This is a genomic window from Mucilaginibacter sp. (genome assembly GCF_025362475.1).
In the GTDB taxonomy this organism is placed as follows: domain Bacteria; phylum Bacteroidota; class Bacteroidia; order Sphingobacteriales; family Sphingobacteriaceae; genus Mucilaginibacter.
In genome coordinates this window covers 33,341-48,145 of the sequence record NZ_JANYGH010000048.1, presented here as the reverse complement: position 1 = coordinate 48,145, position 14,805 = coordinate 33,341, and the positions used below count along the sequence as shown (strand labels likewise).

The 14,805-nt window shown below is 40.8% G+C and carries 17 protein-coding genes; 7 read left to right on the top strand and 10 right to left on the bottom strand.

Features of this window, described 5'->3' with window-relative positions:
* Positions 1-9 precede the first annotated feature (9 nt).
* Positions 10-1,683: a glycosyltransferase family 39 protein gene (locus tag Q0R88_RS15570; protein ID WP_295717711.1), complete on the bottom strand. Its 1,674-nt coding sequence runs from the start codon at positions 1,681-1,683 to the stop codon at positions 10-12.
* A 119-nt stretch (positions 1,684-1,802) separates the two neighbouring features.
* Between Q0R88_RS15570 and Q0R88_RS15565 the strand changes: the two genes are divergently transcribed.
* From Q0R88_RS15565 to Q0R88_RS15555, 3 genes are all read left to right on the top strand, one after another.
* Positions 1,803-3,044: an alkaline phosphatase family protein gene (locus Q0R88_RS15565; protein WP_295717709.1), complete on the top strand. Its 1,242-nt coding sequence runs from the start codon at positions 1,803-1,805 to the stop codon at positions 3,042-3,044.
* Between the two features lie 126 nt (positions 3,045-3,170).
* Complete coding sequence (locus tag Q0R88_RS15560; protein WP_295717707.1) at positions 3,171-3,497, top strand: hypothetical protein; 327 nt, start codon at positions 3,171-3,173, stop codon at positions 3,495-3,497.
* On the top strand, positions 3,458-4,018 hold the full coding sequence (locus tag Q0R88_RS15555; protein ID WP_366087418.1) for a metallophosphoesterase: 561 nt from the start codon (positions 3,458-3,460) through the stop codon (positions 4,016-4,018). Before Q0R88_RS15560 ends, Q0R88_RS15555 begins: the two co-directional genes overlap by 40 nt.
* 2 nt (positions 4,019-4,020) lie before the next feature.
* Here the strand turns inward: Q0R88_RS15555 and Q0R88_RS15550 are convergent, their stop codons facing one another.
* The 6 genes from Q0R88_RS15550 to Q0R88_RS15525 all read right to left on the bottom strand — a co-directional run bounded on the left by Q0R88_RS15550 (position 4,021) and on the right by Q0R88_RS15525 (position 9,349).
* The gene (locus tag Q0R88_RS15550) at positions 4,021-4,989 is read right to left on the bottom strand and encodes a Gfo/Idh/MocA family oxidoreductase (RefSeq protein ID WP_295717706.1); all 969 of its coding nucleotides are present in this window, start codon (positions 4,987-4,989) and stop codon (positions 4,021-4,023) included.
* A gap of 115 nt (positions 4,990-5,104) precedes the next feature.
* A complete protein-coding gene (locus Q0R88_RS15545; RefSeq protein WP_295717703.1) occupies positions 5,105-6,172 on the bottom strand; it encodes a hypothetical protein in 1,068 nt (355 codons plus the stop codon).
* Between the two features lie 121 nt (positions 6,173-6,293).
* The gene (locus Q0R88_RS15540) at positions 6,294-7,184 is read right to left on the bottom strand and encodes a class I SAM-dependent methyltransferase (RefSeq protein ID WP_295717701.1); all 891 of its coding nucleotides are present in this window, start codon (positions 7,182-7,184) and stop codon (positions 6,294-6,296) included.
* 175 nt (positions 7,185-7,359) lie between these two features.
* The gene (locus Q0R88_RS15535) at positions 7,360-7,713 is read right to left on the bottom strand and encodes a four helix bundle protein (protein WP_295717700.1); all 354 of its coding nucleotides are present in this window, start codon (positions 7,711-7,713) and stop codon (positions 7,360-7,362) included.
* A 155-nt stretch (positions 7,714-7,868) separates the two neighbouring features.
* Positions 7,869-8,621: an ATP-binding cassette domain-containing protein gene (locus Q0R88_RS15530; RefSeq protein WP_295717698.1), complete on the bottom strand. Its 753-nt coding sequence runs from the start codon at positions 8,619-8,621 to the stop codon at positions 7,869-7,871.
* Positions 8,618-9,349, bottom strand: a complete 732-nt coding sequence (locus Q0R88_RS15525) for an ABC transporter permease (protein ID WP_295717696.1) — start codon at positions 9,347-9,349, stop codon at positions 8,618-8,620. The genes Q0R88_RS15530 and Q0R88_RS15525 overlap by 4 nt, the downstream gene beginning before the upstream one ends.
* A 208-nt stretch (positions 9,350-9,557) precedes the next feature.
* Between Q0R88_RS15525 and Q0R88_RS15520 the strand changes: the two genes are divergently transcribed.
* From Q0R88_RS15520 to Q0R88_RS15510, 3 genes are all read left to right on the top strand, one after another.
* On the top strand, positions 9,558-10,265 hold the full coding sequence (locus Q0R88_RS15520) for an SDR family oxidoreductase (RefSeq protein WP_295717695.1): 708 nt from the start codon (positions 9,558-9,560) through the stop codon (positions 10,263-10,265).
* Between the two features lie 191 nt (positions 10,266-10,456).
* A complete protein-coding gene (locus Q0R88_RS15515; RefSeq protein ID WP_295717693.1) occupies positions 10,457-11,053 on the top strand; it encodes a PspC domain-containing protein in 597 nt (198 codons plus the stop codon).
* 4 nt (positions 11,054-11,057) lie between these two features.
* Positions 11,058-12,050, top strand: a complete 993-nt coding sequence (locus Q0R88_RS15510) for a DUF5668 domain-containing protein (RefSeq protein WP_295717691.1) — start codon at positions 11,058-11,060, stop codon at positions 12,048-12,050.
* A 185-nt stretch (positions 12,051-12,235) separates the two neighbouring features.
* On the opposite strand, the gene Q0R88_RS15505 is transcribed toward Q0R88_RS15510, so the two are convergent.
* A complete protein-coding gene (locus Q0R88_RS15505; RefSeq protein ID WP_295717688.1) occupies positions 12,236-12,439 on the bottom strand; it encodes a hypothetical protein in 204 nt (67 codons plus the stop codon).
* A 237-nt stretch (positions 12,440-12,676) separates the two neighbouring features.
* Between Q0R88_RS15505 and Q0R88_RS15500 the strand changes: the two genes are divergently transcribed.
* A complete protein-coding gene (locus Q0R88_RS15500; protein WP_295717685.1) occupies positions 12,677-13,378 on the top strand; it encodes a carboxypeptidase-like regulatory domain-containing protein in 702 nt (233 codons plus the stop codon).
* Positions 13,379-13,564: 186 nt separating this feature from the next.
* Here the strand turns inward: Q0R88_RS15500 and Q0R88_RS15495 are convergent, their stop codons facing one another.
* On the bottom strand, positions 13,565-14,188 hold the full coding sequence (locus tag Q0R88_RS15495; protein ID WP_295717683.1) for an NUDIX hydrolase: 624 nt from the start codon (positions 14,186-14,188) through the stop codon (positions 13,565-13,567).
* The gene (locus tag Q0R88_RS15490; RefSeq protein WP_295717680.1) at positions 14,181-14,795 is read right to left on the bottom strand and encodes a hypothetical protein; all 615 of its coding nucleotides are present in this window, start codon (positions 14,793-14,795) and stop codon (positions 14,181-14,183) included. The genes Q0R88_RS15495 and Q0R88_RS15490 overlap by 8 nt, the downstream gene beginning before the upstream one ends.
* Between the last annotated feature and the right edge of the window lie 10 nt (positions 14,796-14,805).

The following is a 14,805-nucleotide window of genomic DNA, read 5'->3' as shown; positions in this document are numbered from 1 at the left end:
ACAGGGATTTTACTTTTTTTGCGAACTAACGATGGCTATTTCCATGGGATACAATTCTTTATCGCGGGTGGCTTTGTTTAAAAAAGGAAGTGAGAGGCGGGTAACCGGGTACGCTTTTAAAATTTTAACAACTTTTACATTCCACCCTTTACTGGCGTATTTGCTCATCGCATCGGCACTGGTATAAAGCAGCACCGGGCCCGGCAGGGTATCTGTACTGTTGGTGTTAATTTCTGTAAATGGGGCATCCAGGTAAAAGTTCATATCATCATGAAACTGACCGGCATCTATATAAACGGGGAATTTAACGGGGTTGTTATGGTTTATCCAGATGGCGGCCTCACTGCCGCTTTGGTAGTGCAGTAGCGAGGGATAAAAGCACAGGTTCAAAAACAAGTTAACTATAAAGGATACTAAAAGGGTGCGGTAAATGGTTTGCTGTATTCCTGTTGATATTTTCTGTGGTAAAAATATCAGCAGCAATATAAATATGGCAATGATGAGTCCTGGTAACCAGCCAAAGGTATCGGGCCTGAAAAAGTATTCGAGCAAACCCAAAACCATTAGCAGGAACACTATCGCCACGGTTTGTGTTAAACGCACAGCTTGTATGCTTTTTAGCGAAGTTAAATTATACAGGAATTGTGCCGTAATAATGGCGAAAAATGGGAATACGATATTGAGGTAATGCGGCAGCTGGAATTTGGAGGCTGAAAACAGCAGAAAGGTGATCAACGATCCGCAGATGCAATACCACTCCTGCGCCTGTACATTTTTAACTCCTTTTTTGATAAACTGGAATATGGCTGCAAACAATAAAAGCGACCATGGCAAAAATGCCCATAGTAAAGTATGGATAAAAAAACCTGGATCGCCGCTCCCTTTGATGGGGCCGGTATTAAAAAAACGACCGAACTGGCTATCCCAAAAAAAGAATCTGATGCCTGATACGCCTGTATGTCCAAACACCACTTTTTCGGGATGGAGGTCAAACTGTTGGTACAGGCTCCAGATCTCGGGCAGTATGAATACCAGGATCAATACTGCGGCCAGTAGCCATCGCCAGTGAAATAATTGTTTCCATTGCCGGGTGATAAGCAAGTGACCTAAAATAGCGCCCCCAATGGTAATAAGCGCGAACATGCCTTTGGTCATCAGTGCGCATGCGGTAAACAGGCTGGCCAGTGCTAAATGGCGGAAGCTATTGCCGGGTTGGGCTTTATAAAAATGATAAACCGCTGCAATAATGAGCCCGGTTAAATAAGGCTCGGCCCTAACATCGGTATTGGATAGGATGATGTGCTGGGCGGTAAGCAATATCAGCACCGCCCAAAGTGCAATTTGTTTATTATAGAGATCTTTGGCAAACAGATAGGTATAAGCTACGCCCATCATCATAAACAAAATACCGGGTAGCTTATAGGCCCATGTTTTAAACCCGAAACATTTAAAAAAAAAAGCGGTAACCCAAAACGGAAAATGCGGCTTATCCAGCCAGTCGCTGCCCCAGGCGAACAGGCTGCTGTAATTGTTGCGCAACACCATGTTTTTGGCAATAGTGGCATACAAATTTGCATCCGGCCCCATAATGGTAGTAAACAAGCCGCTAAAATTTATAACAACTGCTATCCCAATAAACAGGTACAGCCATTTGGTTTGATTTGCTGTGTTGTTTTGATTCATATGGTTACGTGTGTAAATATAGAAAAGAGGCGAGAGATAATTCCATTATACAAAACCATAACAATTTATTAACCCAGCAATTTTTTATTCATCTTAGCTTCGCACATCATTCAACTAAAATGCAAAACCCTTTTAAATTATTATTTGTAAGCCTGCTTTGTGCGGCGACTATGGGAGCAAACGCCCAACCCCGTATTAAGAAAGCGGTATTTGTTATTGCTGATGGTATCCCTGCCGATGTGATTGAAAAGTTGAATACCCCAAATTTGAAATTAATAGCTGGCCAGGGTACTTACCTAAGGGCACATGTTGGCGGCGAAAAGGGTGGTTATTCGCAAACACCTACCATATCTGCAAATGGGTATAATAGCCTGCTTACAGCAACCTGGGTAAATAAGCATAACGTTTGGGGTAATGATATTAAAGCGCCAAATTATAATTACTGGAATATCTTCAGGATGTTTAAGAATGCCTACCCAGTTAAAAAGACAGCTGTATTTTCCAGCTGGACGGATAACCGCACCAAGCTCATTGGCGACAATCTGCCCGAGGCAGGCAATATCCACCCGGATTATGCTTATGATGGTTTTGAGTTGGATACAATAAAGTTTCCGCATGATAAAGCCGGCAACTATATGCACCTGATTGATGAGCAGGTGGCTGCCTCTGCCGCATCGTGCATTAAAGATAGAGCACCAGATCTTTCATGGGTGTACCTGGAGTATACAGACGATATGGGGCATACGTATGGCGATAGTCCGCAATATTATGATGCCATTGAGAAAATGGATGCGCAGGTTGGCCGTATCTGGCAGGCTATCCAATACCGCCAAAAAAACTTTAAGGAAGATTGGCTGATATTTATCACTACCGATCATGGTCGCGATGAGCAAACAGGCAAAAACCACGGCGGCCAAAGCGACCGTCAGCGCAACACCTGGATGGTTACCAATTATAAACCGCTTAATAATTACGCCAAATACTATACGCCGGGCATAGTAGATATTACGCCATCCATCAACAGCTTTTTAAATGTAAAAGTGCCGGAAGCGCAATTACGCGAGTTGGACGGCATCTCATTAATTGGCGCTCTATCTGTTGCCCGGCCCGAAGTTAGTTTAATACAAGGCGTGCTTGATGTAAGCTGGAAAGCTATGGATGCTAAAGGCAAAGTGAAAATTTGGGTAGCTGCCGCCAATAACTATAAGGAAGGTAAAGCCGATGAATATAAATTATTGACTGAAGTTCCTGTTGCTGCAGAGCATGCCTTAATTGATGTTAAAAATATGCCTTCGGGGTTTTATAAGGTTTGCATTGAAGGGGAATTGAATACAGTGAACAGGTGGGTGATAGTGAAGTAGGTTTTTTGGACGAAGGATTTTCGGACAAAGGACTTTTGGACGATGGATTTTTGGACAAAGGAGCAAGGATAGGGGATGAAAAACTTTATATTTTTTTAAGTATTGACTGTTAATTTTATACAAACCATGAGCAACCGTAGAGATTTTATTGGCACAAGCTTAACTGGCATAGCGGCTTTAACTTTGTTGCCTGCTGTTAATTCTTTTGCAAACGTTGGTAACAGTTATCAGCGCGAGCGTAAAACAAAACTCAAGCTTCGTTTTGCACTGGCATCTGATATTCACTACGGGCAGCCGGGTACCGATTTTACTACCAACACCGGCAACATGGTGAAATGGCTAAATGATGATCATGCTAAAAATCACCTGGATATGGTGATTGTAAACGGCGACTTGGTTCATAATCACCCCATCTGCTACCCGAAATTAAAAGTACTTACCTTGATAAGCTAAGTGTACCTTATCATACCATTCCCGGTAATCATGATTTTGCCGATGCCTCTGTTTGGAAGAAGAATTTTGGGTACGAGGATAAATATACTATTGAGTTTGGCGATATCGCGTTTGTGTTAGCCAACACTGCCGATACCAAAGGGACGTACGTGTGTCCTGATAATGCTTTTATCAAAGCATCGCTGGATAAATTCGCCAGCAAGAAAATTGTATTGGTCATACTGCATATTCCACCAATAAATTGGACTAAAAATGATGTTTTTACAGATTGTCCCGAAACCATCGAACTGCTGCACAGCTACCCAAATGTGAAGGCCGCATTTCATGGGCACGATCATTTGCTGGATGGGGTGCGTTATACCGGCAACAAGTTTCCGCACTTTTTTGATTCACATATTGGAGGCAACTGGGGTACCGATTACAAGGGATATAGAATAGTGGAGATAGATGAGCAAAATACCATCTACACTTACCAGGTAAATGCCAGCCAGAATCCGGTACTCAATTCCAATAAGTTTTAGTTTTATTTCTCCAACGGATATTTCAACCCAATCTGCGCCCGCGCCCGGTCGATCATATCAATCATCTGCCGCGACATTTGGTGAGGAATAATGGGGCTTTCTGTTGCACCTGATCTGATCAGATCGCAAAAATGGATAATTTCATAGTTTAAGCCACCAGCCGTAAATGGCTCATTGATCTCTACACTGCGGCCATCCAGGTAATCAATAGTGGCCCGGGCAGGATTCCACCAGTTTTTATGAATAGTTACGTGGCCCAGTGGACCGGCTATAAGCGCGTCGCCTTTGCCATGCAGATCAAACCCGGCATATAATTGCGAGTAACCGCCTTTGTGCATGGTTTGGAATATGGCAAACATATCAATACCTGTTTCGCCAAAGCGGCCCATGGTTTGTATATCCTGCAGTTCGCCAAGCCAGTCAATCGCCAAAAATGCTTCGTAAATACCAATGCCCATTAAACTGCCGCCAACCAGGTCGAGGTTGTAATTTGGATGATCGGGCGGGCAATCTGCAACAGCCGATCCGGCACGTACATAACCTGCAGGGCCAATAGGATCTGTAGCCAGGTATTCTTTTAAACGGGTGTATAGCGGATAGAAGGGAGGTTTCATTCCTTCCATAAATAAAAGGCCGGTTGATTTTACTACTTCTAAAACCTCATCCAACTCGGATAAATTTACGGTGGCCGGTTTTTCGCACAGCACATGTTTGCCCGCTTTAAGGGCGGCTATGCTATAGGCCGCATGGCTATCGGGTAAGGTGGCTATATATACCGCATCAATATCACTTGCCAGTAATTCATCAATACTTGAACAGGCTAAGCCTCCATGATGTGCAACAAAAGCGTTAACGGTTGAAGATCTGCGCGACCATGACGATACCAGTTGGGTATCAGCCACATCATTTAAACCTTGCATAAACCTATGGGCAATGCGCCCGCAACCGATAATGCCCCATTTAATCATCATTTGAATTAGTTTGTTGAATGTTGAAAATCTTTTTTTAATAAAAAAGCCTTAAATCAAAAATATATAAATATTCATGACTTAAGGCTTTTAACCCAGGCTACTTGTAGTGACCTGCTTATTGGTACTGAATGTAAATAGGGTACGGTTTGTATCTTGATAAAACCTCCTCTGGTGTTAGCATGTGGTGAGGGGCTTTTTTGATGTCGTTTTTGTAGAACAATTTAAATCCTGTAAACTGAACTGGCTCCTGGTTAATAAAGTAGCGGTAAGTTCCTGTTTTAAGATCTGGTTCGCCCCAGCCATCCATATCCATAACCAACTGCACTTCTTTATGCAGCTTGATGTTTTTGTAATTGGTTACCATTTTTTTAGTGAAACGGTGTACGATAAGGATTTTTGGAGGTATGCCGTTTTTCTTTACAATTTTAGCCAGGTAGTCTGATACATAGTTAATATCTGCAGCATCATAGGTACCTATCTTTCGGCCTGGTTTGCTTCCGTCTTTCATCGAAAACTCAGGATCCATACCAAAATGAACCTGTGGCATTGATAAATATTTTTCAAATAATGGTAACTCAGCCTGTATGTTGCTTAAAGCCACCTGCACATCTAAAAATACAATAGCATGTGCTTTTTTTGCTAAAACCAATACACTGTCTATCTGCTTAAATGGCATGCGATAACGGTATTTACCGTCTTTACCACCGTCGCCTTGTGCTACTACAGCGATGTAATGCAGGGCTGGCTGTACAGGTGTTTTAGGATCGGCCTTTTCCCAATGTTTAACTTCGCCCTTTAATTTGGCAAGCATTTCTTTAGGTGGCAACTCGCCCAAAATACCCATTTTTTTGGAGTAAAGATTGCCATAAAAAGCAACTACACGTTTGAAGGGCAAAATTGCACCGCCATTAGGGTATGGGGTATTTTTAACCGGCCATCTGCCAGAAGTATCGCCATGAGCATTAAATTTTAACAAAGTATCATACTTTGCCTTATCTAAAGGCGGATAATCTGACTTTTTTACGCTGAGCGTATCCGCTTCTTCGGCTTTGGCCGAATCTTTAGCAGTAGCTGGTTTCTTATCTTCTTTTTTGCCTGCGCCGTCGCTTTGCGAGCAACCGGGTAGTACTATAATGGATGATAAGACGATGGTGGCAGATAATAGGACGTTTTTTAATTTCATGTTTCGACGTTCGGTAAATGGCAGATGTGTGTGTAAGATGTAATGTAAATTAAACTAATTTTCAGCAACTTATAAAGAAACTAAAGCTGGTTTAGTTTGCCGCAAATATAGATATTGAAAATTAATTACTTTTAACTTTATAAAACTTTCCAAAAACGCCCAGTGGTAATTTAGAACCCGCTGTGGCTTGTAAATAAAGTTCACCAATCTCCAGGTTTTCTACTTTTGGGTGTGCGCTTTTAATCAGATTTTCTATTATTACCGATGAAAAGCCAAGCGAATAGGTGTTCAGGATCAGGAAATGTTCCTCAGGATCCAACAGTTGAATCACATCGGCCATCATCTCGTTGATATTATCTTCCAGCTTCCATTTTTCGCCATTTGGCCCATTGCCATAAGCTGGTGGGTCAAGGATAATGCCATTGTACTTTTTGCCACGTTTCAATTCGCGCTTTACAAACTTAAGTGCATCCTCAACCACCCAGCGGATATTGCTTAAGCCCGAGATTTCCTGGTTTTCGTTTGCCCAGGTAACCACCTGTTTAATTGAATCCACGTGTGTGGTATCGGCACCGGCAGCTTGCGCAATTAATGATGCCCCGCCAGTGTAAGCAAAAAGATTAAGCACTTTTGGCTGTGGTGTTTTAAAACGTTTTATATTCTGGGTAATGTAATCCCAGTTTACCGCCTGCTCCGGGAATATCCCCAAATGTTTAAAGGAAGTTAAGCCCAAACGGAATTTAATGGCAGCATCATTGTTTTTATATTCAATGTGCCAGCGGTCGGGAGTTTTAGGATCTTTTTTTATCCAGTCGCCCGCAGTAGCAGAGCGGCCTTTAAATTTAATATGGTGCAGGCGCTGCCATTCAGAAGGGGGGAGGCTTTTGCTCCAAACTGCCTGCGGCTCGGGGCGTATCAGTACGGTATTGCCAAAACGCTCAAGCTTTTCAAAATCGCCGCAATCAATCAGCTCGTAATCTTTCCAGTGCGTCGGGGTTAATAGTTGAATCATTTTTTAGTATCAAGTAGTTAGTATCAAGTATCAAGACAGCTGCACTTGTGTGGCGCAAATTTAGTATCTTTTTTTGGATAAAAGATTTGCTAATCCAATTGCCTTATAATCAATTCGATCAAAACCTTGAAATTGCGACTTTATACTATCCCCAAAAAACTCTTGCGACTTGATACTAATTAGTGAGGCTTTTTTGCAATCCGTAGATCATCTTTTGAATGTCGTTGATCTGTATGCAAACTCTATCTAATGTTTCGGTGGTTATATAATTAAACTCTTTGGCGATAATAAACTGGGTTTCCAACTCAAAGGAGGATCCCAAAGCAATGTTTAAAAATTGATGTAATTCTTTATTCGACTTTCTTCCACACCCTTCTGCAATATTGGATGGGATTGAAATGGCTGCAAGAACCATTTGAGAAATTAATCCATACTTTTCTTCGGACGGAAATGTCCTGCACAATTGAAAAGTGGTTTTAGATACCTCAATGCCAGCTTTCCATACTTTTAACTCCTTGAAATTGTGCATGTTTATTATATAGGTATCAAGTAGTTAGTATCAAGTATCAAGACAGCTGCACTTGTGTGGCGTAAAATTAGTATTTTTTAGGAGTGTCGAGGTCTTATATCTCATTGTCGCGCCGATCAAAAATCTTGATACTTGATACTAACTACTTGATACTATTATAGTTTGGCTTTAGCCGCTCTCATGAACTTGCTGGCAAATACAAAGTCGTTAAGCTCCTTATTATCGGTGTGGGCAATTTCTTTGTTACTGCCTTCCCACCATTTTTTGCCCTGGTGCAGGAACAAAATATGATCGCCTATCCCCATTACCGAATTCATATCATGTGTAACCACAACCGTAGTGATCTGGTATTCTTCGGTAAGTTCACTTATCAGGTCATCAATCAGGATAGATGTCATTGGATCAAGGCCGGAGTTTGGCTCATCAACAAACAAATATTTTGGTTGCATAGATATAGCCCTTGCTATGCCCACACGCTTTTTCATACCACCAGAAAGCTCAGATGGGTACAGTTTATTTTTACCTGCCAGGTTAACCCTTTCGAGGCAAAAGTTGGCCCTTTCACGTTTTTCGGCTTTGCTTTGGTTAGTGAACAGGTTTAGCGGGAACATGATGTTTTCCTCCACTGTCATACTATCAAACAGGGCCGAGTTTTGGAATAGCATCCCAATATGGGTGCGGATCGGAACCCGTTCCTCAAAGCCCATATCGGTAAAATTTTCACCATTAAAAAGCACATCTCCTTCGGTAGGTTCATGCAAACCTACAATGCATTTTAATAAGGTTGTTTTACCTGATCCGGACCCACCGATGATGAGGTTATTGACACCGGGTTTAAAATTTGCGCTTATACCAGAAAGAACTTCGTGTTCGCCAAATGTTTTATGGATGTTTTTGATTTCTATCATAAAAATAGGCGGGAAATTATTAAATCGAACAATAAAATCATTACACAGCTATAAACCACACCGCGGGTTGCCGCCTGGCCTACTTCAAGGGCGCCGCCCTTGGTATAAAAGCCCTGGTAGCTGCAAATGGTAGTGATGATGAAACCAAACACAACCGCTTTAACCATACATACAGTAATGATAACTGAGTTAAAACCATCAGACAGGCCGATCATGAAATCATCAGTGGTCACTTCACTTGAAGAAAAACAGGCAATGTATCCACCCATAAATCCTAATAACACAGAAACAATTACCAGCAGCGGGAACATGCTTACACCGGCAATTACTTTAGGTGATATCAAATAGCCTGGCGCATTTACGCCCATGATCTCCAAAGCATCAATTTGCTCGGTTACCCGCATGGTGCCTATTTGTGATGCCATACTTGAGCCAACCCGGCCTGCAAGTACCAAAGATGAAATGGTAGGGCTAAATTCAAGAACCATACTATCCCGGGTAATACCACCGACTACCGATTTTGCAATTAGTGGACTTACCAACTGGAAAGCGGTTTGAATGGTTACTGCTGCACCAATAAAAAGAGAAATAATCATGATAATGCCTAATGAGCCAATACCGGCTGAAACCATTTCGCGCATTACCTCGGCCCAGTACACGGTGAATTTTTCGGGCTTACGGAAACTTAATCGTAGTAAGAGGATATATCTGCCTAAACTTTGAATCATTGTTATGTATTAAAAATTGGATAAAATTACATTTTTAAATTTAGCTTACCATTCGCTATTGTTTAATTGCCTAAAATAGGGGCTTTTTACCAGCCATTATTTTAGCTTACGTAATTTAGCATAGTAAAGCTTCAACAGGTATAAAATAAAAAATCACCCTTATTATAGTCCGGGTATTTAAATTAAAGAACAATTAAAGAACATTATTATGATGAAAAACGCCCTTATTACCGGTTCCACAAAAGGCATGGGCCGTGCCATTGCCATAGCTTTTGCTAATGAAGGATTAAACGTAGCCATTTGTTCCAGAAATGAAAAAGAATTATTGGAATTTAAGGACGAGCTGCTGGGGGTTAATCCCAATATTAAGGTTTTAGCTAAGGTAGCCGATGGCAGCAATAAAAGCCAGCTGCTTGATTTTGCCGCTGCCGCGCAGCAGGACCTTGGTTTTATTGATGTAGTTGTGAATAATTTGGGCATGTTCATTCCATCAAGCATACTTGATGATGCTGATGATACTTTTCAAAAGGAGTTGAATACCAACCTTATGCCTACCTATGAGCTATATCGTTTTTTTGGTAAAACCATGATAGCCGCACGCAAGGGACACTTTTTTAATATATGCTCGGTAGCATCGTTAAACCCTATTGCACAGGCAGGTACGTATAGCGTAACAAAATATGCGCTGTTAGGTCTAACCAAGGTAATGAGGCTTGAAATGCAGGAGCATGGTGTAAAGGTGACCGCGATAATTCCGGGATCGACGTTAACGGATTCATGGAAGGATGCAGTTGTTGATAAAAACACAATGGTTTTACCAGAAGACATCGCATCGGCAATCATCAATATATACAGGATGAGTGCGGGGGCTAATGTTGATGAGATAATCATTAAACCCGCGCCGGGGCAGATATAAAAACTGTAAATACCCGGCATTTGGTAATAGCTCATAGATGGCGCTTTTTCACCGGGGAGTTTCACCGCCAAAACCCGGCAATTCACCGACTTGTTGCCCCTGCTAACCTATATTGTATAGGTGTTTTTAGCTGTCCGCTGTACTTTTATATCATCAAACAAACCCAAACTTGAACGATTTAAAATAAAATTATGGAAAAGGAACTTTACCGGGATGAATACCGGAAGAAAATAGGCGGTGTTTGCGCCGGGCTGGCCGAATACTTTGATATGGATGTTGCTATTATCAGGGCCTTGTTTTTACTCACATTTATATTTATGGGCACCGGGCTTATGGCCTACGTTGTGCTATGGATAGTGCTACCAAAAAAAGGGATCAATTTTTATAACCCCAATGTTGATTACAGGGTGCCACCAGAACAGCAATATAACCCCAATGTTGATTACAGGGTACCGCCAGAGCAACAATATAACCCATTTGAAGCTGTGCCTCCCCGGAAATCATCATCAACCGCAGGCGTTATTTTTGGATGCATACTGATATTCTTTGGCGCATCATTCCTGCTTCATGAGCTGCATGTTTTTTACTTTTGGCACGTTGCTAAATTATGGCCGGCTATTTTAATAGTGGTTGGTTTGGCAGTCATTGTATCTGGTCAAAAAAAGCAACCATGGGAAACAGATTTTCAAAATGCCAATAAGGGGCCGGAAGTTAAAGCAACTGACGAATCTCTGAACACTGAAGAGAAAAAAGACGACAATTTTACAGACACCCCTCCAACTATATAAGATCATGAAGAGCGATAAACTAATCCCGGGTACTATCCTGGTATGTATAGGAGCCATATTTCTGCTCCACAATTTTGATATTATTGATTTCCATTGGATAAATATATTACACCTGTGGCCTATATTTTTGATTATAGGCGGGGTAAACCTGGTGTTTGCAGGTAATAAATCGCCACTGGCAACAATTTTAAAACTTAGCGTGGTAATTGCCGGTTTTGCACTATTGCTTTTTGGCCGCTTTGGCGATCGGTATAATTTTTGGCCGGGTGATTTTGTTCATTTCGATGGAAACAACAACGATGATAATGGTGATGGCGACAATGATAGCGACAGCACCAGTACCGACCACGGCGTTGTGAAAATTGAAGGCAGCAGTATATTTAATAAAGAATATACCCCAGATGCCAAACTGGCCCGCCTTAACATCAGTGGTGGCGGTACCACTTATACACTTAACGATACCACGAGCCAACTGTTTAAGGCCGAAACAAAGGAGTTTTATGGTAAGTATGAGTTTAATACCAGCAAGGATGATTCGGTTTATGTATTAAACCTGAAGATGAAAAATAACAAAGGATGGCATTTTGACTCTAACGACAATAAATCAAACCTGGCTAACATCAGGCTTAATCCAAATCCTATCTGGGATATTTATGTGGAAACTGGTGCAACAAAACTGGACTTTGATTTATCAAAATTTAAAATTAAAAGTGTAACTTTAAAAGGCGGTGCAGCATCATTTGGTGTAAAACTGGGTGCCCCGTTAGAAACCACCAATGTTGAAGTTGCAACCGGGGTATCCGAAGTTACCATAAGTGTGCCTAAGAACGCGGCTTGCAGCATAAATGCCAACACCGGCTTGTCGTCTAACGAGTTTGAAGGGTTTGATAAAAAGAATAATAACACTTATGAAACTGCAGGCTTTGATGCAGCAAAAAACAAAATATATATCCATATGAGTGGTGGCATATCTGATTTTAAAGTAAACAGGTATTAACCACTCCCCAACCATTACCGGGACAAAACTTATTATATATTGCCAATTTCACCGCTTCATGAACAATGGAGCGGTTTTTTTATGGCATCGTTCGATATATGGATGCCCGATTAGATGTTTTTTATTTAGTGGCCGCTATGGTCCAGGGATTAATGATTTTTAAGCCACCGATTTTTTTGAAATCTTTAATTCCATTCTTTACGACTTTGCTTTATATGCTCCTGAAGTTTTGCAGCATCGGGAGCTGGTAACTTGCCGGCAAATTTGTCAGATAGCTTTTGTTTAGGAGAGGAAGTGTTTTTAAGCACCTTAATCAAATGCAATTTTTCAAGTTCTTTAAGCAAATTGTATGCGTGTTGATTAGTTACTTCAATCAGCAATGTATCCATCTTCGTATTTTGTAATCAAATTTACCCAAAAATAACCTAATAGTCTAAATCATATATTTGGGAAAGATTACAAATGTAATTGGTGTTTTACAGCTGTAATGAACCGGTATTTTTTCCATGTTATTTCAACTCCTGCCTCACCCTTTTGTAATTTATACACTACAAAAAGGTAAATATGTTAAATTGAAAACCATTCACACAAAAAATAGGTTTAATTTACAGCTTAAATCCACTTCTATGAAAGTAACGAGTATTATATGTGTAGCCTTTCTTTTTATTACCGCAACTGTGCATGCACAGGATGTACTCAAAGGAACGGTGTACGAAAAAAGTAAGAGCGAGAAACTGGCTAATGTTTTTGTGAAGGACGTTAATAACAAGCAGATCACTATAACAGATAATAACGGTAATTTCAGCATTCGTACCCTAACGGGTCATACACTAATATTCAATTCACCAGGTTTTGTATCCGATACATTATATGTTACAGATTTGCGGCCCAAACGCGTGGAGATGGTATCGCAAACTATATCATTGAGGCAGGTTAACGTAACGGCCACCCGCGAGGCTTTTGATCCACATAAAGAATATCCGGAAGTTTATACCAAAAGCAGGGTTTCGGTAATGTCGCCATCCACCTGGTTCAGTAAAGAGGGTAAGGATGCGCGGCGGTTAAAAAGATATTTTCAGCATGAAGAAGAAGAGAGGCAGGTAGATGAAGCCTTTAATGTTGACTATGTGAAAAGTGTAGTGCCGCTACGCGGCGCGGAGCTGGAGAACTTCATGTCGATATACAGGCCAAGCTATGCTTTCCTCAAAAACAATAATGCCCCATCAATGACAGCGTACATTAATGATGCTTACAAAAAATACCAGGCCTTGCCCGCTAATAAAAAGGCTTTGCCAAAGTTAGGGGCGGCACCGGTGAGTTTGCAGTAAATATGTAGTTGCGAGGTCCTAAAAGGTAAAAATGTTTTAAAAGGTTTGTCATGCTGAACGCAGTGAAGTATCTATTCGTAGACTATACAGGGCGAACATGCATAGCGAATAATAGATCCTTCACTGCGTTCAGGATGACAAAAAGTTTTTTACAATCTCTGTGTACCTTCAATGATATAAGTTACATTAATCCACTTCCGCAGTCAAATCTCCTGTTACTATCTTCTGGTATAGTAATTCAATCTGGCTTTTAAGGATTCTGTCTTCAGACAGGTCCGGGAGGGTATTTATATCGAAATATGCCACCTCAAGCACATCAAAGCCCTTATTAAGGGTGCTTGAAAGTGCTTTACAGTAAAACACTATCTTATAAACATAAAATGGCTGTGGGGGATGAGGGTGCATCTTTTTATCGAATACAGCAAGCAATCGTTCAGGAACTACAGTAAGTCCGGTTTCCTCCTCAAATTCTTTGATGATCACTTCCTTCGCGGTATAACCAATATCTGCCCATCCACCCGGTAATGACCATTTGCCATCCGCGCTTTCCTTTGCCAGCAATATTTTGTTCTCCGCATTGAGCAGTATCCCGCGTACATCTACCTTAACGGTAGGATAATCGGATGGCATCGGAAAGTTCAGTTTAATATCTTCAGCGCCCCAACCGGTAACATTATCCAGCATTTTAATGCTGATATGTTGTAACTCGTTGTAGCGCTCAATATCATATTCGTTTTTGGCGTAAAGCAAACCAACATCGGCCACAGAGCGCAGTTGGGTTATGAGGGTTAAAAGTTCGGTGTTATTCATGTGGGTTATCAGGGGTGTATACACTTTTTGATTTATAGAATATGCCAACCAATAACCAAATGATTGCCATCATGTAGTCGATGTTAAATAGCAGTATACTTTGCCGTGTTTTAAAAATGAAGCCTGCTAAAAATACGCCTCCACATATCAAAACGAGTGGAAGCCAATCGGGTCTTAAAAAGAAATTTTTAAAACCAAAAAATATACAAACAAATACCAGCCCGTTATAAAGAATATCTATTATACCAAACTTTATGCTTTCAGCAAGCCCTGCTATTAAACTTTCATTTATTATCAGCGTAATTAAAAGCAAAATAAATAGCGGGATTCGGGTTATAGCAAACTGCCTATTCTGAAACAGAATATCGGTCTTATTATCATTTCCGATAATCAATTCACCAATAGTTTGTTGTTTAAGAACCGTTCTTTTAATTTCATAGATAATGCAGACAATAAGGGCTATAATATTTACAAACAGAATTTCCCATACATTGTACAGGGTGCCAAATACAGTAAAAAACATTAAAATAATACCGATAGCCAGCATCAGCAAATAGTAATTTACCGCAACAATAAAGATATGGCTAAATGCTCTTTTGATACGCAATAATATAAAT

Coding starts and splice junctions, on each gene's coding strand:
- Q0R88_RS15495 (WP_295717683.1), bottom strand. CDS start 14,188: ATGAATAACACCGAACTTTTAACCCTCATAACCCAACTGCGCTCTGTG.
- Q0R88_RS15515 (WP_295717693.1), top strand. CDS start 10,457: ATGGAAAAGGAACTTTACCGGGATGAATACCGGAAGAAAATAGGCGGT.
- Q0R88_RS15535 (WP_295717700.1), bottom strand. CDS start 7,713: ATGCACAATTTCAAGGAGTTAAAAGTATGGAAAGCTGGCATTGAGGTA.
- Q0R88_RS15540 (WP_295717701.1), bottom strand. CDS start 7,184: ATGATTCAACTATTAACCCCGACGCACTGGAAAGATTACGAGCTGATT.
- Q0R88_RS15530 (WP_295717698.1), bottom strand. CDS start 8,621: ATGATAGAAATCAAAAACATCCATAAAACATTTGGCGAACACGAAGTT.
- Q0R88_RS15565 (WP_295717709.1), top strand. CDS start 1,803: ATGCAAAACCCTTTTAAATTATTATTTGTAAGCCTGCTTTGTGCGGCG.
- Q0R88_RS15550 (WP_295717706.1), bottom strand. CDS start 4,989: ATGATGATTAAATGGGGCATTATCGGTTGCGGGCGCATTGCCCATAGG.
- Q0R88_RS15560 (WP_295717707.1), top strand. CDS start 3,171: ATGAGCAACCGTAGAGATTTTATTGGCACAAGCTTAACTGGCATAGCG.
- Q0R88_RS15500 (WP_295717685.1), top strand. CDS start 12,677: ATGAAAGTAACGAGTATTATATGTGTAGCCTTTCTTTTTATTACCGCA.
- Q0R88_RS15525 (WP_295717696.1), bottom strand. CDS start 9,349: ATGATTCAAAGTTTAGGCAGATATATCCTCTTACTACGATTAAGTTTC.
- Q0R88_RS15520 (WP_295717695.1), top strand. CDS start 9,558: ATGATGAAAAACGCCCTTATTACCGGTTCCACAAAAGGCATGGGCCGT.
- Q0R88_RS15505 (WP_295717688.1), bottom strand. CDS start 12,439: ATGGATACATTGCTGATTGAAGTAACTAATCAACACGCATACAATTTG.
- Q0R88_RS15545 (WP_295717703.1), bottom strand. CDS start 6,172: ATGAAATTAAAAAACGTCCTATTATCTGCCACCATCGTCTTATCATCC.
- Q0R88_RS15510 (WP_295717691.1), top strand. CDS start 11,058: ATGAAGAGCGATAAACTAATCCCGGGTACTATCCTGGTATGTATAGGA.
- Q0R88_RS15570 (WP_295717711.1), bottom strand. CDS start 1,683: ATGAATCAAAACAACACAGCAAATCAAACCAAATGGCTGTACCTGTTT.